The following is a 22,163-nucleotide window of genomic DNA, read 5'->3' as shown; positions in this document are numbered from 1 at the left end:
CCGGGTGGGACCGGAGCGGTCCAACTAGGTTGGACGCCGGACGAGGTCCTCGGACAGGGGGTGCACGTGGCCAGGTCGGTGCTGGTGACCGGCGGCAACCGGGGGATCGGGCTGGCCATCGCCCGGTCCTTCGCCGAGCAGGGCGACGCGGTGGCCGTCACCCACCGTGGCAGCGGCGCCCCCGAGGGGTTGTTCGGCGTGCAGTGCGACGTCACCGACGCCGAGGCCGTCGACCGCGCGTTCACCGAGGTCGAGGAGCACCAGGGCCCGGTCGAGGTGCTGGTCAGCAACGCCGGCATCACCCGCGACGGGCTGCTCATGCGGATGAAGGAGGACGACTTCACCGACGTCCTCGACGCCAACCTCACCGCCGCCTACCGGGTCGCCAAGCGGGCGACGCCGAAGATGGTCCGCGCGCGCAAGGGCCGCATGGTGTTCGTCAGCTCGGTCGTCGGGCTGCTCGGCTCGGCCGGCCAGACCAACTACGCCGCGAGCAAGGCCGGCCTCGTCGGCCTGGCCCGCTCGATCGCCCGCGAGCTCGGCAGCCGCAACGTCACCGCGAACGTCGTCGCGCCCGGGTTCGTGCGCACCGACATGACCGCGGAGCTGCCGGAGAAGCGGCAGCAGGAGATCCTCGGGCAGGTGCCGCTGAACCGGTACGCCGAGGCCGACGAGATCGCCGCCGTCGTCCGCTTCCTCGCGAGCGACGCGGCCGGATACGTCACCGGGGCGGTCGTCCCGGTCGACGGCGGACTGGGGATGGGGCACTGATGGGGATTCTCGAGGGCAAGAAGGTCCTGGTCACCGGCGTGCTCACGGAGGCGTCGATCGCGTACGCGACCGCCCGGATCGCGCAGGAGCAGGGCGCCACCGTCGTGCTGTCCAACTTCGGCCGCGCCCTGTCGCTGTGCCAGCGGATCGCCAAGCGGCTGCCGCAGGAGGCACCGGTCGTCGAGCTCGACGTGACCGACACCGAGCACCTGGCCACGCTGGCCGACCGGCTGCGCGAGCAGGGCTTCGACACCCTCGACGGCGTCGTCCACTCGATCGGCTTCGCCCCGCAGGAGGCGATGGGGGAGGGCTTCCCCGAGGTCTCCTGGGGGCACGCCGCGACGGCGTTCCAGGTGTCGTCGTGGTCCTACGCCTCGCTGACCCAGGCCTGCCGCCCGCTGCTGGCGAACCCGTCCTCGGTCGTCGGCCTCACCTTCGACGCCTCCGTCGCCTGGCCGGTCTACGGCTGGATGGGCGCGGCCAAGGCGGCCCTGGAGTCGGTCAGCCGTTACGTGGCCCGCGAGCTCGGCCCCGACGGCGTGCGGTCCAACATCGTCGCCGCCGGCCCGCTGCGCAGCATGGCGATGAAGGCGATCCCCGGCAGCGCCCAGTTCGAGGAGGCGTGGGAGGGCCGCGCGCCGCTGGGCTGGTCGGTCACCGACACCGAGCCCGCCGGCAAGGCCGTCGTCGCGCTGCTGTCGGACTGGTTCCCGGCCACCACCGGCGAGATCGTCCACGTCGACGGGGGCTTCCACGCCGTCGGCGTGTGAGCGCATCCGGCCCCGCAGTCCACCGAGAAGGAAGTCCGTGCCCCGCGCCACCGTCGACCTGCACCCCGGCCAGCGACCCGACGAGGAGCCCTCGCTCGCCGTCCGCAACAACGGGGGGACGCCCCCGCCGGCCGCGCCCGCGCCCGCCGGACGCCGGGAGGCGCTGCTGGTCCTCTCCTTCGGCGGCCCGCGCGGCCACGACGACGTCATGCCGTTCCTGGAGAACGTGACCCGCGGCCGCGGGGTGCCGCGCGAGCGGCTGCTCGACGTCGCCGAGCACTACCACCACTTCGGCGGGGTCAGCCCGATCAACGAGCAGAACCAGGCGCTGGTCGACGCGGTCCGGGCCGACCTCGCCGCGAACGGCGTCGACCTGCCGGTCTACTGGGGCAACCGCAACTGGGACCCCTACGTCGAGGACGTCTGGCAGCAGATGACCGACGACGGCGTCGAGCACGTCTACGTGCTGGCGACCTCGGCCTACGCCTCCTACTCCGGCTGCCGGCAGTACCACGAGGACCTCGCCCGGGCCCGGATCGCGACCGGCGGCGGCCCGACGGCGGAGAAGCTGCCGCACTACTTCGACACCCCCGGCTTCGTGCGGGCCAACGCCGACGCGCTCGCCGCCGCCCTGGCCGAGCTGCCTCCCGAGCACCGGGACACGGCCCGGCTGGTGGCGACGGCGCACTCGATCCCCGACGCGATGGCCGCCGTCGCCGGTCCCGACGGGCACGCCTACGAGGCCGAGCTCCGGGCTGCCGCGCGCGCCGTCGTCGACGCCGTCGAGCCCGGTCGCGCCTTCGACCTGGTGTGGCAGAGCCGCAGCGGCCCGCCGTCGGTGCCGTGGCTGGAGCCCGACGTCAACGACCACCTGCGCGCGCTGCACGAGAACGGCGAGACGGCGGTCGTGCTGTTCCCGGTCGGCTTCGTCAGCGACCACCTCGAGGTCGTCTGGGACCTCGACAACGAGGCGCGGGAGACCGCCGAGGAGCTGGGGCTGGCCTTCGTCCGCGCCGGCACCGCAGGCACCCACCCGGCGTTCGTGGCGATGGTCCGCGAGCTGCTGCAGCAGCGCCGCGCCGGCGGGGAGCCCCGGCTGGGCACCAACTGCCCGGCCGCCTGCTGTCACGTCGCGCGGCCCCGCCCGGCCTGACCCGCACTACGGGTGTTCCTCACGCTGTGCCGGTCCTGCAGCACCGGCAGAGCGCCAGGAACGCCCGCAACGTCGCGCCCCCGTTGACCCCGGCCGGGTGCGGCGGGTAGACCGTCGGACCACCGGGGGCCGTTCCGAGGACGGTGTGCCGTGGTCGACGTCCACCCCGCCAACGCCGCGCAGCTGACCGCCTGGGACGGCGACCAGGGCGCGTACTGGGCCGCCCAGGCCGACCGCTTCGACCGGTCGATCGCCCGCTACGACGCCGCCTTCCTCGCCGCGGCCGACCTGCACCCGGGGGACCGGGTCCTCGACGTCGGCTGCGGCACCGGCCGCACCACGCGGGAGGCCGCGCGCCGCACCGGGTCCGCGCTCGGCGTGGACCTGTCCTCGGCGATGCTCGGGGTCGCCCGCCGGCGCGCCGCCGAGGAGGGGCTGACCGGCGTCCGGTTCGAGCAGGCCGACGCCCAGGTGGCGGCCTTTCCGCCGGCCGGCTTCGACGTGGCGATCAGCCGGACCGGCGCGATGTTCTTCGCCGACCCGGTGGCCGCGCTGGCCAACGTCGGCCGCGCGCTCGTGCCCGGCGGCCGGCTGGTCCTGCTGGTGTGGCAGGCGCTCGAGGCCAACGAGTGGATGACCGAGATCCTGGGCGCGCTGGCCGCCGGGCGTCCGCTGCCCGCGCCGCCGCCGGGCGCGCCCGGACCGTTCTCGCTCGCCGACCCCGGGCGCATCCGCGAGGTGCTGACCGCTGCGGGGCACCGCCAGGTGGAGATCGAGGGACTGGCCGAGCCGGAGTGGTTCGGCGCCGACCCCGACGACGCCCAGACGTTCGTCCTCGGCCTCGCCGGCTGGCTGCTCGAGGGCCTGGACGACGCCGCCCGGGAGCGTGCGGTGGCCGACCTGCGCGGCCGGCTCGAGGCGCACGCCGGCCCGGACGGCGTCGAGTTCGCCTCCGCGGCCTGGCTGGTGACCGCCGTCCGGCCGTGAGGGCGGTCAGCCCGCCGGCGGCTACCGCGGGACGGCGTTGTAGGCGGCGAGGGTCGCCTCGCGGACGGCGGCGGCCAGCGGCCGCAGGGCGTCGTCGCGGGCGGCGGCCTGGCCGCCGGTCACCGCGCCGCCGGGGGCGTCGGCGGTCGCGAGGTCGAGCACCCGGGCCAGCCGCCGCGCGCGGGCGAGCACGGAGGACGCCAGCGGGTCGGTGTCCGGGGGCAGCTCCGGCGCCCGCGCGCCGGCCAGGCCGGTCAGCAGCGCGGGGACCTCGGGGTGCCAGCGGGCGAGGTCGAGGCGGGCCAGCGTGCGGGCGGCGTCGACCACCGCCAGGTCCAGCGCCCCGGAGACGGCGCGCAGCGGGCCCTCCGCCGGCGGCGGGGCGGGCGCGACGCCGGCGAGGTCGACCGCCGTCCAGGCCACCACCTCCGGGCCGGCGCTCTCGGGGACCAGCGCCACCCGCTCGCCGACCGCCGCCTGGCCGGCCTCCAGCGCCAGCGCGGCCAGTCCCGGTGCCGCAGGCAGGCCGCGGACGTCGCCGGGCACCGGCAGCACCAGGCGGACCCGGCGCTCGCCGAGCCCGCGCAGCGCGGTCAGCGCCCAGCTCAGCGGCACGGTGCCCGACGCGCCGGGCAGGCCGGTCACCGGGTGCGCGCGGTCGTCGGCGAGCGCGTCGAGCGCGGCGTCGGTGGAGGTGCGGCCGGAGAGCCAGGCGGTCGCCCAGACCGCGAACCGGCCGGCGGGGAGGTCGTGCACCCCGCGAGGCTACGTCGGGCCGGCGCCGGGCGCGGAGGGAGGCGCCCCGGAGGGGGACGGTCTGGGAGACTGCGGGACATGGCTGCGTGGGTGCTCTGGCTGGTGGCCGCGGGCCTGTTCACCGCAGGTGAGGTGGCCAGCCTCGACCTGGTCCTGCTGATGTTCGCCGGCGGGGCGCTGGGCGGCATGGTGGCCGCCCTGGCCGGGGCCTCGGTGCCCTTCCAGCTCATCGCCTTCGTCGCCGTCTCGGTATTCCTCATCGCCAGCGTGCGCCCGGTGGCCAAGGCGCACCTGGAGAACCGGACGCCCCGGCACGTCGACGGCGTCCAGGCGCTGGTGGGCCGCACCGCCGTGGTGACCCGCGCCGTGGGTCGCTCCGGCGGCCGCATCCAGGTGGGCGCCGACGAGTGGACCGCCCGCACCGGCTTCGACGAGACCTTCGACGTCGGTGAGACCGTGCGCATCCTGCAGGTGGACGGCGCGACCGCGGTCGTGGGCGAGGCCTTCGGGGAGCGCTGAGCGCAACCGTGACCCGCGGCGACGGGTGGGGGATGATCACGGTCAGGCACCGACCCCCTGGAGGCCGCCCGTGACCCCCGCCCTGATCGCGCTGATCGTCGTCGCCGCCGTGTTCGTGCTGGTGATGGCGAAGGCCGTGACGATCGTCCCGCAGGCCCAGGCGAAGGTGGTGGAGCGGCTGGGCCGCTACAGCCGCACGCTCACGCCGGGCCTGTCGTTCCTCGTGCCCTTCGTCGACCGGGTGCGGGCCACCATCGACCTGCGCGAGCAGGTCGTCTCCTTCCCGCCGCAGCCGGTGATCACCTCCGACAACCTGCAGGTGGGCATCGACACCGTCGTCTACTTCCAGGTGACCGACCCGCGGCTGGCCACCTACGGGATCGCGAACTACATCACCGGCATGGAGCAGCTGACCACGACGACGCTGCGCAACGTGGTCGGCGGGCTCAACCTCGAGGGCACGCTCACCGGCCGCGACGGCATCAACAGCCAGCTGCGCGAGGTCCTCGACGGCACCACCGGGCCCTGGGGCCTGCGGGTGGCGCGCGTCGAGATCAAGGCCATCGACCCGCCGCCGACCATCCGCGACTCGATGGAGAAGCAGATGCGTGCCGACCGCGACAAGCGGGCGGTCATCCTGCAGGCCGAGGGGCAGCGGCAGTCGGCGATCACCAGCGCCGAGGGGCAGAAGGCGGCGGCGATCCTCTCCGCGGAGGGCCGCAAGCAGGCGGCGATCCTCGACGCGGAAGCCGAGCGGCAGAGCCGGATCCTGCGCGCCGAGGGCGAGCGGGCCGCGCTGTTCCTGCAGGCGCAGGGTCAGGCCAAGTCCATCGAGACGGTGTTCCGGGCCATCCACGACGGCCGGCCCGACCAGGGGCTGCTGGCCTACCAGTACCTGCAGACGCTGCCGCAGATCGCCCAGGGCGACGCGAACAAGATGTGGATCGTCCCCAGCGAGTTCAGCAAGGCGCTGGAGGGGCTGTCCCGGCTCGGCGGGGGCGACGGCGAGAGCCGCTCGTTCCTCGACGTCCCGCCGCCCGGGGACGGCGCGCCGGCGGCCGAGCCGATCGACACCAGCAGCTGGTTCGAGTCGCAGCTGCCCCCGGCCGCCGCGCAGCCCGAGGCGCGGATCGAGATGTCCAGCATCGCCGACGCCGGCCCGGCCCTCCCGTCACCGCAGCTGCCGCCGACGACGGACCTGGCCCGGGCCGCCGAGCACGGCGTCGCGCCGCACGAGGGCAACGGCGCCCGCCCGGACGCCTGAGGACCGGTGCACTTCCGCGGAGGTGCACCGGTCGTCAGTCCTTGAGGAGGCCCTCGCGGAGCTTGGCCAGCGTCTGGGACAGCAGCCGGGAGACGTGCATCTGCGAGATGCCGATGTCGGCGGCGATCTGCGACTGGGTCATGTTGCCGAAGAAGCGCAGGATGAGGATCCGCCGCTCGCGGGCCGGGATGGTGGCCAGCAGCGGCTGCAGCGACTCGCGGTACTCCACGCCCTCGAGCGCGGCGTCCTCCTCGCCGAGCGTGGCGGCCAGCGTGGGGGAGTCGTCCTCGCCGGAGAGCCGCTCGTCGAGCGAGCTGCTGCGGTAGGCGTTGGCCACCGCGAGGCCCTCCAGCACCTCCTCGCGGGGGATGCCCAGGTGCTCGGCGAGCTCCGACGGCGTCGGCGCCCGGCCGTTCTTCTGCGCCAGCTCGCCGACCGCGGAGTTCAGCGACAGGTGCAGCTCCTGCAGCCGGCGCGGGACCCGCACCGACCAGCCCTGGTCGCGGAAGTGCCGCTTGATCTCACCGGTGATCGTCGGCACGGCGAAGGAGAGGAACTCCACCCCGCGGTTGGGGTCGAACCGGTCGATCGCCGCGATCAGGCCCAGGGTGCCGACCTGCAGCAGGTCGTCGAAGGGCTCGCCGCGGTTGCTGAACCGGCGGGCGAAGTGCCGGACGAGGGGCAGGTGCTCCTCCACCAGGACCTCGCGCAGCCGCTCGCGCCGCGGGTCGTCCTTCTCCAGCGTCGCGAGCTCGGCGAACAGCGGAGCGGTGCGCTCGGCCCGGCGGCGGTTGTCCGACACCGGGGCGCTGTCGGGCTCGGGGGCCTCGCTGGTGTCGTCGGCGGCTTCCTCGGTGCTGTCGTCGTCGGTGCTCTCGTCGGCGCTCTCGTCGTGCGCGGTGTCCTCGTCCCCCGGGACGGGGGCCTCGGCCACCTCGACGGGGTCGGGCGTGTTCTCCGGCTGGTCGTCGTCCAGGGTGTCCTCCTCGACGGCCCGGCTGCTGGCGGCCGCCGACGTCACGGGGCGACCGAGAGGTCGCTGCCCACACCGTTGCCCGGGCGGCCGGCGAGCTCGCCCGGTCGCTGGCCGGGCAGGTACTTGTCCATGCTGATCAGGGCCACCGGCGCGTCGCTGCCGTCACCTCCGGGCACCGTCGCCTGGGTCGCGCGCCGGCCGTCGACGTTGTCGGCGAGGGTCGCCAGCACCGCCCAGCCGAAGCCGTCGCGGGGGACCTCGGTGCCGTCGGCGGTGGGGACCCACGCGTCGATGTGCAGCCCGGCGCGCGAGGTCTCGAACACCACCGTCAGCGGCTCGTCGCCCCGGGCGATCGCCGAGAGGGTCGCGCACGCCTCGTCGACCGCCAGGCGCAGGTCCTCGACCGAGTCGAGGTCGTAGTCCATGCGGATGGCCAGGTCGCCGGCCATCGCCCGCACCGCGGGCAGCTGGGTCGGCGTGGTGGGCACGCGCAGTTCCAGTCGTTCGGCGCGCCGCCCGTCCTGGGCGAGGGCACTCCTCGAGTCCGCCATCCGTCGTCTGCTCCTCATCCGTTGCGGCCACCCGCTCCGCCCGGGTCGGCGGGTGCGCGGGCGCCCGACTCCATCCTGCCCGCCGGGCCGTCCTGACTCCGCACGGGGGCGGGGTCGGGTCCCCGGCCGCGTGCCAGCGCGACGGGCTACCCCGCCTCCGGGCTGGTCAAACACCCTCCGGACGGGACCGTCCGCGCGGTTGCCGGGGTGCAGGCGCTGTTGTCTGCTTGTGCCGGATGAACGCCAGCCAGGGCAGCCTGCCGTCGGGGCCCCGTCCCGCCGTGGACGAGGGCCCGGCCGCGCTGGTCGCGGCGCTGGAGGAGGCCCCCTCGGCGCTGTGGTTCGTCACCGGCCCCGACCAGCGCACGGTGTGGGCCAACGCCCGCGCCCGCGCCCTGGGCCCCGCGCCGGACGGCCTGCCGGTGGTCGGCGGCCGCCCGGTCGCCGACCTGGTCGCCAGCGTGCTGCGCACCGGCCGTCCCGAGATCCTCACCGGCGTCCTGGACGAGGAGGGCCCGCCGGTCACCGTGGCCGTCCGCCCGCTCGCCGCCGGCCCCGACCCCGGCGCGGTGCTCGTGCTCGAGGGCGGCCTCGAGGGCGGTGCGGGCCGCGACGCGGGCGACGTCCCGCCGGCCGCCCCGCCCGTCGACGTCGTCGGGGAGGCCCAGCACTCGCTGCTGCCGCCGTCCCTGCCGCTGCTGCCCGACGTGCGGCTGTCGGGCAGCTACCACCCCGCCACCTCGGCGCGCGCCGCCGGCGGCGACTGGTACGACGCGGTGCCACTCGGCCACGGCCGGCTGGCGCTGGTCATCGGCGACGCCGTCGGCCACGGCGTGCCGGCCGCGGCCGCGATGAGCCGGCTGCGCGGCGCCATGCGCTCCAGCGCGCTGCGCGACCCCGCCCCGGCGGCGGTGCTCGCCGCGCTCGACGACTTCGCCGCCCAGATGGACGACGTCCAGGGCGCGTCGGTGTTCTACGCCGTCCTCGACGCGGCCACCGGCGCGCTGACCTTCGCCGCGGCCGGCCACCCGCCGCCGCTGCTCGTGCACGCCGACGGCACCAGCACCTACCTGCCGGTCACCGCGCGCCCGCCGCTGGGCACGCTCCCGGGCGCCGCCACCCCGGTGGCCCGCGCGCAGCTCGAGCCCGGCGCCACCCTGGTCCTCTACTCCGACGGCGCCGTGGCGGCCTCCGGCCCGCCGCCGGCCGAGGGGCTCGGCCGGCTCAGCCAGGTCGCCCGGGCGGCGCTCGCCGACCCTGCCGCGCTCGACGGCGGGGCCGTGGCGGGGCTCGCGGCCGAGATCGCCGGCGCGCTGTTCTCCGACGACGGCCGGCCCGACGACGTCGCCGTCCTGGTGGCACACCGCCGCGCCCGGTCGGTGGAGCCGCTGCAGCTGGACCTGGTCGCGATCCCGTCCGCGCTGCCTGCGGTCCGCCGCCGGCTCGGCGCGTGGCTGACCGCCCTGGGCATGGGCGAGCAGGACCGGGTCGGGGTGATGGTGGCCGTGGGGGAGGCCTGCGCCAACGCCGCCGAGCACGCCTACCGCGACACCGAGCCCGGCCCGATGCAGGTCACCGCCGCGGTCGACGTCGACGGGGTGCTCACCGTCACCGTCCACGACGAGGGCACCTGGCGCCCGCCCGACCGGGATCCCGGCGACCGTGGCCGGGGGCTGCTGATCATGCGCCAACTGGTCGACGGCATGGTCCTGCGCGGCGAGCAGGGCACCACGGTGACGCTGCGCACCCGGCTGCGGCAGACGCCCGACGAGGAGCCCGAGCACCCGGTGGGTGGCACGGGCGCCACCGTCGTCGTGGACCGCGGCGGCGGCAGCCCGGTGGTGCGGGCGGCCGGCGACGTCGACATGGTCAGCGCCGAGCAGTTGCGGATCCGGCTGCTGGAGGCCAGCCACGGCGGCACCGTCCGGGTCGAGCTCGACCTGACCGCGGTCACCCTGTTCAGCAGCGCGGCGGTCCGCGTGGTGCTCGCCGTCGCGGCCATCGCCGAGGCGGAGGGCTGGCGGCTGGTGGTGCACGCGCCGGCCGGCGGCGTCACCCGGCACATCCTCGAGGTCAGCGGGCTGCAGCGGCTGGTCGAGCTGCGCTGACCTCGTCCCCGTTTACGGGCCGGTCCAGTTGCCCATCCACGGGGCGTGAGACTGCGGCGCAGCAACGTGCACGGCCCCGGCTGGACCCGGCGCCGCGCCGGGCGCGGCTTCGCCTACCGCGACGAGACCGGCGCGCTCATCCGCGACCCCGACCGGCTCGAGCGGATCAGGGGCATCGCCATCCCGCCGGCGTGGAAGGACGTCTGGATCTGCCCGTGGCCCAACGGCCACATCCAGGCCACCGGCCTCGACGCCGCGGGCCGGCGGCAGTACCGCTACCACGACGCGTGGCGCGCGCGGCGGGACGCGGAGAAGCACGAGCGGGTCCTCGCCATCGCCTCCGAGCTGCCCGACGTCCGCGAGCAGGTGGCCGCGGCGCTGCGCACCCGCGGGCTCAACCGCGAGCGGGTGCTGGCCTGCGCGCTGCGGCTGCTGGACCTGGGCACCTTCCGCATCGGCAGCGAGGAGTACGCCGAGGAGAACGGCACGTACGGCCTGGCCACCCTGCGCCGGGAGCACGTCAGCGTGCGCGGTGAGCGGACGTTCTTCCGCTACACGGCCAAGGGCGGCATCGAGCGCGAGGTGGAGATCACCGACCGGCCGACGGCGACCGTCGTCCGGCACCTGCTCGACCGTCCCGACGACGCCGGCGACGAGCTGCTGGCCTACCAGCTCGACGACGGCAGCTGGCGCGACGTGACCAGCGACGAGATCAACGCCTACCTCAAGGAGGTCAGCGGCGCGGAGATCACCGCCAAGGACTTCCGGACCTGGAACGCGACGGTGCTGATGGCCGCCACGCTGGCCGAGCGCCCCTCACCGAGGACCAGGACCGAGCGGAACAAGACGATCCGCGACGCCTACGTGCGGGTGTCCGAGCACCTCGGCAACACCCCCGCGGTGTGCAAGGCCAGCTACGTCGACCCGCGGGTGGTCGACCGGTACGAGCACGGCGAGACCGTCGCCGAGGCGCTGGGCGAGCTGGAGCAGGCCGACGACACCCGCGAGGTCCAGAAGGTGCTCGAGCAGGCGGTCTGTCGCCTGCTGTCCGCGTAGCGGCCGACCCCGGGAACGCACGAGGCCCCGCCGGAGCGGGGCCTCGTGACGGGTGCTGCGGGGGAGGTCAGCGGGCGCTGCCGTCCACGATGGTGAACAGGTCGATCAGGCCGGTGACCTCCAGCGGGCGGGTGACCGCCCGGGTGGTGGCGATCAGGCGCAGGCCGACGTCGCGGGCGCGGGCCGACTTCTGGGTCTCGACGAGGACGGCCAGGCCGGCCGACCCCAGGAACTGGACGCCGGACAGGTCGATGACCAGCTCACGGGGCTGCTGCTCGAGCTGGGTGTCCAGCGAGGAACGCAGCACCGGGGCGGTGAAGGTGTCGACTTCGCCGACGACCGTCACCGTGACCGCGCCGTCCTCACCCGTGGAGGTCGAGAGCGTGATCACGTCGTCGAAGGGTGCCTCCGTGCCCTCGGTGGACACGTCGGGCTGCCCCCCGGCGGGCAGGTCGGATGCGGTCACGGACGAAGCTCCTCTCAGCGGCCACGCCGAACGGTGCGGCCACCGGTCAATCTACCGCCGCGGACACGGGGAGTGGTGCAGCCCCCGGTGGGCGGTCGGTCGGGGAACGCGCCGGCCGGTGCCGCCGACGCGCGCGGCTGCCTGCTCAACCGCATTTACAACGTAGACAACCGGATGGTCGCACGCCAACCAGCCCGGCAGGACCCCCGGAGCGGGTGACCTGCCGGGCCGGGCGGTGAGCCGGGTGCGGGCCGGGTCAGGGATCCACGAGGTGGACGGCGGCCTCCTCGGGACCCTCGCCGCCGACCACCGGGTCGAGTGCCGCCTCGACGTCGTCGGCGGTGCGGTTGGTCCCGGAGTCGGTGTCCGGGGTGGTGTCGTAGTCCTGCTCGAGCTGCCCGATGCCGCGGGCGGGGTCCTCAGCGGGGCGGACGTCGGGGACGTCGTCGGCGATCTCCTCCTCCAGGCGCCCGGACAGCGACTTGCCCTGCTGCTGCTCGAAGGCGGTCGTGCCGAAGCCCACGGTCTCGTGGCTCTCGCGGTCGCCCGGCTCCGGCGCGAACTGCGGGTCCTCGGACCGCTGCATGGTGGGGAAGTCGTCCTGGGCGACGTCCGGGACGCCGTTGTCCTCGGGGAAGACGTCCCGGGCGGTCTGGCCCTCGGGGCCCGTGGCCCCGCTGTCGCCGCGGACGTCGTCGCGGGTCCCGGTGAGGCCCCGCTCGTCGTCGGGGAACTCCGCGTCGTTCTGCGTGGAGTGCAGCGCTCCGGTGGTGTCCGGCTCCGGATCGGTCATGGGTTCCTCCCTCTCGGGCCGCCGGACCGGGGTGCTCCGGCGGCGGACTGCCCTCCGCCTACCCGGGTGCCGCCGTCCCATGCGGGCCCGGGGTGTGCCCGACGGCGCACCGCGCGCGGCATGGCGCCCCCGGCGGCGGGGTAGCGCAGCCGGCATGGCGATCCAGGACGAGGTGGCGCGCATCGGGCAACCGGTCCGCCGCTGGGCGAGGGAGCAGGCGCGCGGCTACGACGGCGGCGAGGGCCGGCCGCTGGGCGGCTTCCTCGGCGCCATGAGCGTCTACAGCACCGCGGTGGCCGCCGGTGCCGCCGTCCTCCGCGCGTCCGGCCGGGAGCTGCCGGCGCGGATCCCCCTCGGCGACGCCGTCCTGCTCACCGTCGGCACCTTCCGGCTCGCCCGGCGGATCGCCAAGGACCCGGTGACCAGCCCGCTGCGCGCACCGTTCGCCCGCTTCCAGGGCGCCTCGGGCGAGGCCGAGCTCGCCGAGGACCTGCGCGTGGAGCACGGCTGGAAGCACGCGGTCGGCGAGCTGGTCACCTGCCCGTTCTGCCTCGCCCAGTGGGTGGGCACCGGGTTCGTGTTCGGCTACGTCGCCGCGCCCCGCGCCACCCGGCTGGCGGCCCTCACCATGACGATGGTGGCCGGCTCCGACGTCCTGCAGTTCGCCTACGACGCCCTGCAGAGCAGCGTCACCGGGGACGAGGACGGCCCCGGGAGCGGCGATCCGGGGCAGGATGACGACACGGCCGGCCGGCACGCCGAGCAGGCCTAGGAGGCATGCCCGCTTCCCCCGGGCGGAGGAGACCGTCGGCGGTCGCACTGCCGGGGCACCGGCCCGCACCTATCCTGCGGGCCGCGCCGCCCCGCGGTCGCGGAGCCCGGGGAAGGGGAGTGGACATGCGCTCGATCTGGCGCGGCGCGGTCTCGTTCGGCCTGGTCAGCATCGGGGTGAAGCTCTACTCGGCCACCGAGGACAAGGACGTCCGCTTCCACCAGGTGCACGCCGCCGACGGCGGCCGGGTCAAGTACAAGCGGGTCTGCTCGATCGACGGCGAGGAGATCGAGTACGCCGACATCGCCAAGGGCTACGAGCTGCCCGACGGCCAGTTGGTGATCCTCACCGACGAGGACCTCGCCGAGCTGCCGTTGGCCACCCGGCGCGAGATCGAGGTGCTGCAGTTCGTCGACCAGGGCGACATCGACCCGGTGCACTTCGAGAAGACCTACTACCTCGAGCCCGACGGCCCGGCGACCCGTCCCTACGTCCTGCTGCGCGACGCCCTGGAGAACACCGGCCGGGTGGCGATCACCAAGATCGCGCTGCGGCAGCGGGAGTCGCTGGCCGCGCTCCGGGTCCGCGACGGCGTCCTGGTGCTGCACACCATGCGCTGGCCCGACGAGATCCGCCGTCCCGACTTCGGCTTCCTCGACGACGACGTGTCGGTGCGGCCGCAGGAGCTGCAGATGGCCGAGGCGCTGATCGGGTCCATGGCCGGCGAGTTCGACCCGCACGAGTTCACCGACGACTACCGCGAGGCGATGACCGCCCTGCTGGAGGCCAAGCAGACCGGCGGCGAGGTGCAGCCGGTGCCCGAGACCGCCGACCCGGGCGCGGCCGTCGTCGACCTGATGAGCGCGCTGCGCCGCAGCGTCGAGCGGGCCCGCGGCGGAGCGGCCGACGAGGACGAGGCCCCCGCGGCGCAGACCCCGGCCCGGAAGGCTCCCGCGGCGAAGGCGCCGGCGAAGAAGACCGCGGCGAAGAAGGCGCCGGTGAGGAAGGCCGCGGCCGCCGCGGAGGAGGCGCCGGCCCGTCCGACCCGGGCGCGCAAGGTCACCGCGGCGAAGAAGGAGCCGGCCAAGCGCGCCCCGCGCCGCAGCGCCTGACCCGTGCGCCCCGCCCCGACGCCCGGGCCTCCGGTGCCGGCGCCGATGCTCGCCGTCGCGGGCGAGCTGCCGCCGCGCGCCCAGGACGGCCAGTGGGGCTACGAGTTCAAGTGGGACGGCGTGCGCGCGGTGGCCGCGGTGCGCGGGGGCCGGGTCGAGCTGTGGGCGCGCAGCGGCACGCTGGTCACCAACCGTTATCCCGAACTCAGCTCACTGCCGGTGGCGCTGCGGCGGGCCGACCTCGTCGTCGACGGCGAGGTGGTGGCCCTCGACCGGCTGGGCCGGCCCGACTTCGGGCTGCTGCAGGCGCGCATGCACCGCACCGGCGGGGCCGAGGTCGCCCGGATGGCCACTGCGGCCCCGGTCTCCTACCTGGTCTTCGACGTGCTCAGCGTCGAGGGCCGCAGCCTCCTCGACCTGCCCTACGAGCAGCGGCGCGAGCGGCTCGACGGCCTGGGCGCCGAGGGGCAGCGCTGGGTCGGCACTCCCTGGTTCCGCGGCGGCGGCGCCGACGTGCACGCCGCCAGCCGCGCCAACGGCCTCGAGGGCGTCGTCGCCAAGCGGCTGGACTCGCCCTACCGGCCCGGCGTCCGCGCGCCGGAGTGGCGCAAGGTCAAGCACCTGCGCATGCAGAGCGTCGTCGTCGGCGGGTGGCGGCCGGGCAAGGGGCGGCGCGCCGGGGGAGTGGGCTCGCTGCTGGTCGGCGTCCACGACGACGACGGCCGACTCGTCTACGCCGGGCACGTGGGCACCGGCTTCACCGACGCGGTGCTGCGCGAGCTCGGCGGGCTGCTGGTCCCGCGGCGCACGTCGCCGTTCGCCGACGCCCTGCCGCGCGAGGTCGCCCGCGACGCGCGCTGGACCGAACCCGTCCTCGTCGGGGAGGTCGCCTTCGCCGCGTGGACCGCCGACGGCCGGATGCGCCACCCCGCCTGGCGGGGGCTGCGCGAGGACCTCGACGTCGACGACGTCGTGGTCGAGTGGTCACCCTAGGCGCGGCGCGATGGGATGGGCGGCGTGAGCCGCCAGCGGGTGCGCGTCGAGGGCCGGCAGCTGTCGGTGTCCAACCTCGACAAGGTCCTCTTCCCCGAGGTCTCGTTCACCAAGGCCCAGGTCATCGACTACTACGTGCGCATCGCCCCGACGCTGCTGCCGCACCTGTCGGGGCGGCCGGTGACCTTCACCCGCTGGCCGGACGGCGTCGAGGGTCAGGCGTTCTTCGAGAAGAACAGCGCCCGGCACGCGCCGGACTGGGTGCGGAGGGTGACGATCCCGAGCCCGGGCAGCTCGAGGGACCGCGAGGTCCTGGAGATGGTGGTCCTGGAGACCGTCGCCGACCTCGCGTGGGCGGCCAACCTCGCCGCGCTGGAGCTGCACGTGCCGCAGTGGCAGGTGGGCAGCCGGCTGCAGCCGGCGCTGCCCGACCTGCTGGTGCTCGACCTCGACCCGGGCCCGGACGCCGGCATCGCCGAGTGCTGCGACGTCGCCGAGCGGCTGCGGGTGCGGCTGGTCGGCGACGGGCTGGACCCGGTGGTCAAGACCTCCGGCTCCAAGGGCATGCAGGTGTACGCGCCGATCCGGGTCACCGACCGCGAGCACCCCAGCCGCTACGCCAGGGCCCTGGCGCAGGAGCTGTCGGCCGAGACCCCCGACCGGGTCGTCTGGCGGATGGAGAAGGTGCTGCGGCCGGGAAAGGTGCTCGTCGACTGGAGCCAGAACAACCCGGCCAAGACGACGGTGGCGCCGTACTCGCTGCGCGCCCGGCCCGACGCCCCGGTCTCGACACCGGTCGGGTGGGACGAGGTGGACGCCGTCCGCGACGGCGCCGATCCCGCGGAGCTGCGGTTCCGCACCGACGAGGTGCTGGCGCGGGTCGAGGAGTACGGCGACCTGTTCGACGTCGCCGGCCGCACCCGGGCCCGGCTGCCCTCCCTCTGACGGGGGGAGCCCGGGCGGCAGGAGCGGCCGGTTCTGCGACCATCCCCACCGTGTCCGCCGCCCCCGTCGCCCACGCCGTGAACACCGCCGACACCGGCCGGCTGGTGGTCCGCTGCCCCGACCGCCCGGGCATCGTCGCGGTGCTCTCCCGGCTGCTGGCCGACGTCGGCGCGAACATCACCGAGTCCCAGCAGCACTCCTCGGACCCGACCGGCGGCGTGTTCACGCTGCGGCTGGAGTTCGTGCTGCCCGGCCTGTCGGCGCGGCGCACCCACCTGGAGGGCGCGCTGGAGCTCCTGGCGCAGCAGTGGCAGCTCACCTGGCGGCTCACCGAGGCGTCGCACCGGCCGCGGCTGGCGGTGTTCGTGTCGCGGACCGACCACGTCCTGCAGGAGCTGCTCTACCGGGTCCGGGCCGGGGACCTGCGGGCCGACATCGTCGCCGTCGTCTCCAACCACCCCGACCTCGAGCCGGTGGCGGCCGCCGCCGGGGTGCCCTTCCACCACGTGCCGGTGACGCCGGAGACCAAGGCGCAGGCCGAGGCCCGGGCGCTGGAGATCGTCGGCGACGTCGACCTGGTGGTGCTCGCCCGCTACATGCAGATCGTCTCGGCGGACTTCTGCAGCCGGTTCCCGGAGCGGCTGATCAACATCCACCACAGCTTCCTGCCGGCGTTCGTCGGCGCGAACCCCTACCAGGCGGCGCACGACCGCGGCGTGAAGCTGATCGGGGCGACCGCGCACTACGTGACCCCGGACCTCGACGCCGGGCCGATCATCGAGCAGGAGGTGGCCCGGGTCGACCACCGCGCCACCGTCGAGGACATGCGCCGGGTGGGCCGCTACGTCGAGCGGCAGGTGCTCGCCCAGGCCGTGACCTGGCACGTCGAGGACCGGGTGATCGTGGAGGGTGACCGCACCATCGTCTTCGCCTAACGCAGGACGGCCCTCGCCCCCCGCCCCTCGCAGGCTCGGGACGGGACCCTGCGAGGGGGCCCTCCCCACACGACTCCGGCTCTACACCAGGACGGCCGGGCGCCAGCCGCGCAGCGAGCTGACGACGGCGAGCGCCTCGGCGCGGCGCAGGTCGTCGGGGGTGAGGTCGCGCTCGCGCAGCCGGCCCTCCTCGACCAGCCGGCCGCGGGCCACCCCGGGCAGCAGCCCCGCCGACAGCGGCGGGGTCCACCAGGCGCCGTCGAGCCGGACGGCGAGGTTGGCGATCGTCGTCTCGGTGACGTGGCCGGCGGTGTTGGTGAGCACCACGTCGTCGGCGTCCGGGTGGCGGGCGGCGGCCGCGGTGTAGACGTCGCGGCGGGTGGTCTTGTGCCGCAGCCACGGCGAGGCCGGGTCGACCGGCTCGCCGTCGACCGCCAGCCGCACCGGCCCGGCGGGGGGAGCCGGCAGCGGGTGCGTCCCGGCGTCGACCCGCCCGTCGGCGTGCAGCGCCAGCCGCAGCCGCGCGGCCGGGCCCGGTCCGGCGGCGGCCGCCAGCTCCCGGCGGATGGTCGTCTCGGGGAACGGGAAGCCCAGCTCGGCGGCGGAGCGGGCCAGCCGCGCCAGGTGCCGGTCGAGGTCGCGCACCGCGCCGTCGGCCCCGGCGGCCATCGTCTCCAGCAGCGCGAACGGCGCGGGACGCCGGTCGAGGATGGCAGCCTTGGCCAGCAGCTCGGCGTGCTCGGCCGCGGGGTCGGAGGACCAGGTGATGCCGCCGCCGGTGCCGTACTCGGCGGTGCCGGTCGCGCGGTCGACGGTCACCGTCCGGATGGCCACGCTGAACACCGCGCGGTCCGGGGACCCCGGCGGGGCGACCCAGCCGACCGCGCCGCAGTAGACCCCGCGCGGGCCGTCCTCGAGCTCCGCGACCAGCTCCATCGACCGCCGCTTGGGCGCGCCGGTGACCGAGCCGGAGGGGAACAGCGCCCGGAGGACGTCGACGAGCCCGGTGCCCGGCCGGGTGCGGGCGGTGACGTCGGAGGTCAGCTGCCACACCGTCTCGTACCGCTCGGCGGTGAACAGCGCGGGGACCTCGACGCTCCCGACCTCGGCCACCCGGCCCAGGTCGTTGCGCAGCAGGTCGACGATCATGAGGTTCTCGGCGCGCTCCTTGTCGCTGGCCAGCAGCCGGGCGCGGGCCGCCTCGTCCTCGGCAGGCGTGGCCCCGCGGGGTGCGGTCCCCTTCATCGGCCGGGTGAGCAGCTCCTCACCGGACCAGCGGAAGAACAGCTCGGGGCTGGCGGAGAGGACCGCGTGCCGGCCGAGGTCGAGGAAGGCGGCGTGCCGCCCGGCCTGGGCCCAGGCCAGGTCGGCGTAGAGCCGCCGGAGGTCGCCGGAGACCGGCGCGCACATCCGCACGGTCAGGTTGAGCTGGTAGGTGTCGCCGGCGGCGATGTGCTCGCGCACCCGCTCGACGGCGGCGCGGTGACCGGCCTCGGTCCAGCAGCGGGTCCACCCGCCGACGGCGTGCCCCGGCCCGTCCGAGGGGACGACCACGGGGACCTCGAGCGGCCGGTCGGTCAGCCCGAAGACGGCCAGCGGCAGCGGGTCGCCGGCGGGCCGGGGCGCGACGGTCAGGCCCGGGTCGAGCCCGGTCGCGGCCTCGTAGGCGAGGTAGCCGAACGCCCAGCACCCCCCGGCGGTCTCCCGCTCGACCTCGGCGAGCACCGGGACGACGTCGTCCGGGGTGGTGGCGACCAGGACGCGGGAGGTCGCGGGGAAGGACAGCGCCGTCCCGCCGGCGAGGTCGTCGAACCGCCCCTCGGCCCTCACTCGCCGCGGCGGCGGTCCTGCTCGGCGAGGAACCGCTCGAACTCCGCGCCGAGCTCCTCGCCGCTGGGCACCTCGCCGACGGCGCCGAGCAGGGTGCTGTCCTCGCGGGCGGCGGTGAACTGGTCGTACTGCTGCTCGAGTGCCGCGACGACGGCGGTGTTGTCCGCCGACCGGGCGATCTGCTCGTCGACCTCCGTGCGGTGCTGCTGGGCCGCCTCGCGCAGGGTCTCGGTGGGCAGCAGCAGGCCGGTCAGCCGGCCGACGTGCTCGAGCAGGGTCAGCGTCGCCGCCGGGTAGGTGGCCTGCGCCAGGTAGTGCGGCACGTGCGCGGCCACGCCGAGCGCGTCGACGCCGGCCTCGCCCAGCCGCAGCTCGAGCAGGGCCGGGGCGCTGCCCGGGATGACCAGGTCGCCCCAGTACACGGGGTAGGTCTCGATCAGCGAGCGGCGGGTGGCGTGCGCGGTGACCGTCACCGGCCGGGTGTGCGGCACCGGCATCGGGATGGCCTGCATCGCCACCACCGAGGTGACGCCCAGGCCCTCGACCAGCCCGGCGACCGCCGCGACGAAGCCCTCCCACCGGTAGTCCGGCTCGGGCCCGTGCAGCAGCAGGAACGGCTCTCCGGAGTCGTCCTCCAGCGCGGAGACGACGATCTCCGGCGCGGTGAAGGACTGGTAGCGGTCGCCGGCGAAGGACATCCGCGGCCGGCGGGCGCGGTAGTCGACCAGCGCATCGGCGTCGAATCGCGCGACGGGGCGGTGCGGCAGGGTGGCCAGCAGGTGGGCGGCGGCGAGCGCGGCGGAGGACGCCGCGTCGAAGTCGCCGGAGAGGGCGTGCACCAGCACCAGGCCGCGCCGGTCCCCGGGCCCGGTCACCCCGGCCTCCCGGGTGAGGAACGGCTCGGCGTCGGGCAGCAGCTCGACGAGCTCCTCCGGTCGCTGCGCCACGGCGGCACCTCCTGCTGGTCGACGTCCGCAGGGGTCAGCGCCGGCGGGGGTGCCGGCATTCCCGCCCGGTCAGCGCCCGGCGCTCCCGGGAGCCGGGTCGCGGGTGAGGACGGCGCCGTCGTCGTCGCCGGCGACGCGGGCCCGCGTGCCGTCGCCGGCCACCTCGGGGTGGCGGCCGTCGAGGGCGTCGCGGGTGTAGCGGTAGACGACGGCGATCAGCGCGGCCACCGGGACCCCGAGGAAGGCGCCGATGATCCCGGCCAGGCTGCCGCCGGCGGTCACGGCGAGGATGACCACCGCGGCGTGCAGGTTGAACCCGCGGCCCTGGATGATCGGCTGCAGCACGTTGCCCTCGATCTGCTGCACGACCAGCACGATGCCGAAGACGATCAGCGCGACGGTGAGGCCCTCGTCGACCAGCGCGATCAGCACGGCGAAGGCGCCGGCGACGAAGGCGCCGATGATCGGGATGAAGGCGCCGAAGAACGTCAGCACCGCCAGCGGGATGACCAGCGGCACGTCGAAGATCCACAGGCCCAGGCCGATGAAGAACGCGTCGATGAAGCCGACCAGCGCCTGCTGCTTGATGAACTCCGACAGCGTCGTCCAGGTCTTCTGCGACAGCGCGGTCACGTGCGGCGCGGCGCGCGGGCCGGTCTGGGCCGCCAGCCAGGGCACCCAGCGGGGGCCGTCCTTGATGAAGAAGAACGCCAGCACCAGCGCGAGCACGAGGTTGAGCAGGCCGTTGCCGACGGCCGTGGCGCCGGTGGCGGCGTAGCCGGCGATGTTCGAGGCGTTGGACTGCACGGAGTTGATCGCCTGGTCGACGTACTGGCCGAGCTGGTCCTCGTCGATGTCGAGCGGCGGCCCCTGCAGCCACTGCTGCACCTGCTGCAGACCGCTGGCGAACTGGTCGGCGAGCTCGGTGACCTGGTCGGCCACCTGCGGTGCGATGACGGCGATCAGGCCGCCGATCAGGGCCAGGAACAGCAGCAGCACGACCGCGGCGGCCAGGGCGGGCGGCCAGCGGTGCCGGCGCAGGAACCGGGTCGGCGGCCACAGCACGGTGGCGAAGAGCAGACCGAGGATGACCGGCAGCAGGATCACCCACAGCCGGCCCAGCACCCAGAACAGGACGACGACCGCGCCGCTGATGAGCAGCAGCTGCGCCGAGGCGATGGCCAGCGTGCTCATCGCCGACACCGCCCGCTCGCCGCGCTTCCACGTGGGGGCCGGGGCCACGGTGGCCTCGTGGTCGGCCGACCGCGGGTCGCCCTCCCCGCCCTCGCCGGTGAGCGAGGGGGCCGGGCCGGGACCCTGGCCCTGCGCCGGGCCCTGCGCCGGGCCCTGCGCCGGGCCCTGCGCCGGGTCCTGCGCTCGGCCCGGGCCGGCCGGGGACGCCCCGGAGGCGGCCGAGGCCCCGGCCGGGGGCGCGGCGCCACCGGCGGACGGCGGCGCGTCCGGGCGTCCGGGCAGGCGGAACCTCATGGGGAGATCGCACCACAGATCAGCGGTCCGCACCGCACGGGAGCAGGCCGGCGGGCCGGGTCAGGACCCGCGCGACGGGGTAGGGGGGTGGCTCCGGGGAACCCGCCCCGGGACGTCCGAGAGGTAAGCCATGCCCGAGGTCCCGCAGCCGGTCACCGACGACAGCATCAAGGTGCGACAGCTGTCGCACTACCAGTTCAGCTGGGTCGCCGGGGAGCCCGGCGAGCCCGGCACCTACACCCTGCAGCTGGTCCTCGACCAGGGCGCGTGGGAGGAGGTCCTGACGCTCGACCCGGACGACGCCGACAACCTGCAGGACCTGCTCGCCGACAACGACACCGTGCACTACGACGTCGGCCGGCGGGTGCTCATGTTCGGCGTGAAGAAGGCCGGGGACTGAGGGTCCGTCAGCCCACCGGCGGCACGGCCCCGGCGCCGGCGGACGGGGGCGCCGCTAGCGTCGGGGTCGTGCCGAGGACCGCGACCGCCGACCGTGTCGACCGTGCTGCTCTGCTCGACTTCCTCCGCCCGCGCCACCGGGCGGTGCTGCTCACCCGCCGGCGCGAGGGCGTCCAGCTCTCGCCGGTGACCTACGGCGTCGACGCCGAGGGCCGGGTCGTCGTGTCCACCTATCCGCAGCGGGCCAAGGTGCGCAACGCCCGCCGCGACCCCGCCGTCTCGCTGTGCGCGCTGTCCGACGAGTTCGACGACGCGTGGGTGCAGGTCGACGGGCGCGCCGAGGTGCTCGACCTGCCCGAGGCGCTCGAGCCCCTCGTCGAGTACTTCCGCTCGATCAGCGGGGAGCACCCCGACTGGGCGGAGTACCGCGCGGCGATGGCCCGGCAGGGCAAGTGCCTGCTGCGGATCACGATCGAGTCCTGGGGACCGGTGGCCACCGGCGGCTTCCCGCCGGAGCTCGCCCGGGACTAGCGGCGCGCCGGGCAAGCCCAGGAGCTTGCCCCGCCCGGCGG

Annotated in this window: 23 protein-coding genes; 15 read left to right on the top strand and 8 right to left on the bottom strand. The window is 75.6% G+C overall.

Annotated elements, in window-relative coordinates; genetic code table 11:
- Positions 1-66: 66 nt before the first annotated feature.
- The 4 genes from fabG (at position 67) to ACI79V_RS01295 (ending at position 3,681) form a co-directional block, all read left to right on the top strand.
- Entirely contained in the window at positions 67-771 is a 705-nt protein-coding gene (fabG, locus tag ACI79V_RS01310; RefSeq protein ID WP_456886105.1) for a 3-oxoacyl-[acyl-carrier-protein] reductase, read from the top strand.
- Positions 771-1,541 carry an enoyl-ACP reductase FabI gene (gene fabI / locus ACI79V_RS01305; protein WP_456886103.1) on the top strand — a complete coding sequence of 257 codons (771 nt, stop codon included), beginning with the start codon at positions 771-773 and terminating at the stop codon, positions 1,539-1,541. Before fabG ends, fabI begins: the two co-directional genes overlap by 1 nt.
- A 37-nt stretch (positions 1,542-1,578) precedes the next feature.
- Positions 1,579-2,694, top strand: a complete 1,116-nt coding sequence (locus ACI79V_RS01300; protein WP_456886101.1) for a ferrochelatase — start codon at positions 1,579-1,581, stop codon at positions 2,692-2,694.
- A 150-nt stretch (positions 2,695-2,844) separates the two neighbouring features.
- Positions 2,845-3,681 carry a methyltransferase domain-containing protein gene (locus ACI79V_RS01295; protein ID WP_456886100.1) on the top strand — a complete coding sequence of 279 codons (837 nt, stop codon included), beginning with the start codon at positions 2,845-2,847 and terminating at the stop codon, positions 3,679-3,681.
- A gap of 21 nt (positions 3,682-3,702) precedes the next feature.
- On the opposite strand, the gene ACI79V_RS01290 is transcribed toward ACI79V_RS01295, so the two are convergent.
- The gene (locus tag ACI79V_RS01290; RefSeq protein ID WP_456886098.1) at positions 3,703-4,437 is read right to left on the bottom strand and encodes a hypothetical protein; all 735 of its coding nucleotides are present in this window, start codon (positions 4,435-4,437) and stop codon (positions 3,703-3,705) included.
- A 78-nt stretch (positions 4,438-4,515) separates the two neighbouring features.
- Here ACI79V_RS01290 and ACI79V_RS01285 point away from each other — a divergent pair, with 78 nt between their 5' ends.
- Positions 4,516-4,956: an NfeD family protein gene (locus tag ACI79V_RS01285; RefSeq protein ID WP_456874155.1), complete on the top strand. Its 441-nt coding sequence runs from the start codon at positions 4,516-4,518 to the stop codon at positions 4,954-4,956.
- A 70-nt stretch (positions 4,957-5,026) separates the two neighbouring features.
- Positions 5,027-6,220 (top strand): SPFH domain-containing protein, encoded by a 1,194-nt coding sequence (locus ACI79V_RS01280; protein ID WP_456886096.1) that lies wholly within the window; start codon positions 5,027-5,029, stop codon positions 6,218-6,220.
- Positions 6,221-6,254: 34 nt separating this feature from the next.
- Here ACI79V_RS01280 and ACI79V_RS01275 read toward each other — a convergent pair whose 3' ends face one another.
- Together ACI79V_RS01275 and ACI79V_RS01270 are read right to left on the bottom strand one after the other, a co-directional pair.
- Entirely contained in the window at positions 6,255-7,241 is a 987-nt protein-coding gene (locus ACI79V_RS01275; protein ID WP_456886094.1) for a SigB/SigF/SigG family RNA polymerase sigma factor, read from the bottom strand.
- The gene (locus ACI79V_RS01270) at positions 7,238-7,747 is read right to left on the bottom strand and encodes an ATP-binding protein (RefSeq protein WP_456874152.1); all 510 of its coding nucleotides are present in this window, start codon (positions 7,745-7,747) and stop codon (positions 7,238-7,240) included. Before ACI79V_RS01270 ends, ACI79V_RS01275 begins: the two co-directional genes overlap by 4 nt.
- A 236-nt stretch (positions 7,748-7,983) precedes the next feature.
- Between ACI79V_RS01270 and ACI79V_RS01265 the strand changes: the two genes are divergently transcribed.
- Both ACI79V_RS01265 and ACI79V_RS01260 read left to right on the top strand, forming a co-directional pair.
- Positions 7,984-9,855 carry a SpoIIE family protein phosphatase gene (locus ACI79V_RS01265; protein ID WP_456886092.1) on the top strand — a complete coding sequence of 624 codons (1,872 nt, stop codon included), beginning with the start codon at positions 7,984-7,986 and terminating at the stop codon, positions 9,853-9,855.
- Positions 9,856-9,900: 45 nt separating this feature from the next.
- Complete coding sequence (locus ACI79V_RS01260) at positions 9,901-10,911, top strand: DNA topoisomerase IB (RefSeq protein ID WP_456886090.1); 1,011 nt, start codon at positions 9,901-9,903, stop codon at positions 10,909-10,911.
- A gap of 67 nt (positions 10,912-10,978) precedes the next feature.
- Here ACI79V_RS01260 and ACI79V_RS01255 read toward each other — a convergent pair whose 3' ends face one another.
- The gene (locus tag ACI79V_RS01255; RefSeq protein ID WP_456874149.1) at positions 10,979-11,377 is read right to left on the bottom strand and encodes an STAS domain-containing protein; all 399 of its coding nucleotides are present in this window, start codon (positions 11,375-11,377) and stop codon (positions 10,979-10,981) included.
- 256 nt (positions 11,378-11,633) lie between these two features.
- Entirely contained in the window at positions 11,634-12,170 is a 537-nt protein-coding gene (locus ACI79V_RS01250; protein WP_456874148.1) for a hypothetical protein, read from the bottom strand.
- Positions 12,171-12,324: 154 nt separating this feature from the next.
- Here ACI79V_RS01250 and ACI79V_RS01245 point away from each other — a divergent pair, with 154 nt between their 5' ends.
- The 5 genes from ACI79V_RS01245 (at position 12,325) to purU (ending at position 16,927) form a co-directional block, all read left to right on the top strand.
- Complete coding sequence (locus ACI79V_RS01245) at positions 12,325-12,942, top strand: DUF1360 domain-containing protein (protein ID WP_456886088.1); 618 nt, start codon at positions 12,325-12,327, stop codon at positions 12,940-12,942.
- A 125-nt stretch (positions 12,943-13,067) separates the two neighbouring features.
- The gene (gene ku, locus ACI79V_RS01240) at positions 13,068-14,054 is read left to right on the top strand and encodes a non-homologous end joining protein Ku (protein ID WP_456886086.1); all 987 of its coding nucleotides are present in this window, start codon (positions 13,068-13,070) and stop codon (positions 14,052-14,054) included.
- A gap of 45 nt (positions 14,055-14,099) precedes the next feature.
- Positions 14,100-15,047: a non-homologous end-joining DNA ligase gene (gene ligD, locus ACI79V_RS01235; protein WP_456886085.1), complete on the top strand. Its 948-nt coding sequence runs from the start codon at positions 14,100-14,102 to the stop codon at positions 15,045-15,047.
- A gap of 24 nt (positions 15,048-15,071) precedes the next feature.
- The gene (gene ligD, locus ACI79V_RS01230; protein WP_456886084.1) at positions 15,072-15,992 is read left to right on the top strand and encodes a non-homologous end-joining DNA ligase; all 921 of its coding nucleotides are present in this window, start codon (positions 15,072-15,074) and stop codon (positions 15,990-15,992) included.
- Positions 15,993-16,042: 50 nt separating this feature from the next.
- A complete protein-coding gene (gene purU, locus ACI79V_RS01225) occupies positions 16,043-16,927 on the top strand; it encodes a formyltetrahydrofolate deformylase (RefSeq protein ID WP_456874143.1) in 885 nt (294 codons plus the stop codon).
- 81 nt (positions 16,928-17,008) lie between these two features.
- On the opposite strand, the gene pabB is transcribed toward purU, so the two are convergent.
- The 3 genes from pabB to ACI79V_RS01210 all read right to left on the bottom strand — a co-directional run bounded on the left by pabB (position 17,009) and on the right by ACI79V_RS01210 (position 21,192).
- On the bottom strand, positions 17,009-18,757 hold the full coding sequence (gene pabB / locus ACI79V_RS01220; protein WP_456886082.1) for an aminodeoxychorismate synthase component I: 1,749 nt from the start codon (positions 18,755-18,757) through the stop codon (positions 17,009-17,011).
- Positions 18,754-19,704: a proteasome assembly chaperone family protein gene (locus ACI79V_RS01215; protein ID WP_456886080.1), complete on the bottom strand. Its 951-nt coding sequence runs from the start codon at positions 19,702-19,704 to the stop codon at positions 18,754-18,756. Before ACI79V_RS01215 ends, pabB begins: the two co-directional genes overlap by 4 nt.
- Positions 19,705-19,773: 69 nt before the next feature.
- A complete protein-coding gene (locus ACI79V_RS01210; RefSeq protein WP_456886078.1) occupies positions 19,774-21,192 on the bottom strand; it encodes an AI-2E family transporter in 1,419 nt (472 codons plus the stop codon).
- A gap of 130 nt (positions 21,193-21,322) precedes the next feature.
- Between ACI79V_RS01210 and ACI79V_RS01205 the strand changes: the two genes are divergently transcribed.
- Positions 21,323-21,592, top strand: a complete 270-nt coding sequence (locus ACI79V_RS01205) for a hypothetical protein (RefSeq protein WP_456886076.1) — start codon at positions 21,323-21,325, stop codon at positions 21,590-21,592.
- Between the two features lie 68 nt (positions 21,593-21,660).
- Positions 21,661-22,122, top strand: a complete 462-nt coding sequence (locus ACI79V_RS01200; RefSeq protein ID WP_456886074.1) for a PPOX class F420-dependent oxidoreductase — start codon at positions 21,661-21,663, stop codon at positions 22,120-22,122.
- Positions 22,123-22,163 lie beyond the last annotated feature (41 nt).

This window comes from Geodermatophilus sp. SYSU D00700 (assembly GCF_054050255.1).
This window is presented reverse-complemented; position numbering and strand designations above follow the sequence as displayed.

Bases quoted from the DNA above. Each gene is read 5' to 3' on its own strand.
- fabI (WP_456886103.1), top strand. From the start codon at position 771: ATGGGGATTCTCGAGGGCAAGAAGGTCCTGGTCACCGGCGTGCTCACG.
- ACI79V_RS01285 (WP_456874155.1), top strand. From the start codon at position 4,516: ATGGCTGCGTGGGTGCTCTGGCTGGTGGCCGCGGGCCTGTTCACCGCA.
- ACI79V_RS01270 (WP_456874152.1), bottom strand. From the start codon at position 7,747: ATGGCGGACTCGAGGAGTGCCCTCGCCCAGGACGGGCGGCGCGCCGAA.
- ACI79V_RS01265 (WP_456886092.1), top strand. From the start codon at position 7,984: ATGAACGCCAGCCAGGGCAGCCTGCCGTCGGGGCCCCGTCCCGCCGTG.
- ACI79V_RS01250 (WP_456874148.1), bottom strand. From the start codon at position 12,170: ATGACCGATCCGGAGCCGGACACCACCGGAGCGCTGCACTCCACGCAG.
- ACI79V_RS01245 (WP_456886088.1), top strand. From the start codon at position 12,325: ATGGCGATCCAGGACGAGGTGGCGCGCATCGGGCAACCGGTCCGCCGC.
- ku (WP_456886086.1), top strand. From the start codon at position 13,068: ATGCGCTCGATCTGGCGCGGCGCGGTCTCGTTCGGCCTGGTCAGCATC.
- ligD (WP_456886085.1), top strand. From the start codon at position 14,100: ATGCTCGCCGTCGCGGGCGAGCTGCCGCCGCGCGCCCAGGACGGCCAG.
- ACI79V_RS01210 (WP_456886078.1), bottom strand. From the start codon at position 21,192: ATGAGGTTCCGCCTGCCCGGACGCCCGGACGCGCCGCCGTCCGCCGGT.
- ACI79V_RS01205 (WP_456886076.1), top strand. From the start codon at position 21,323: ATGCCCGAGGTCCCGCAGCCGGTCACCGACGACAGCATCAAGGTGCGA.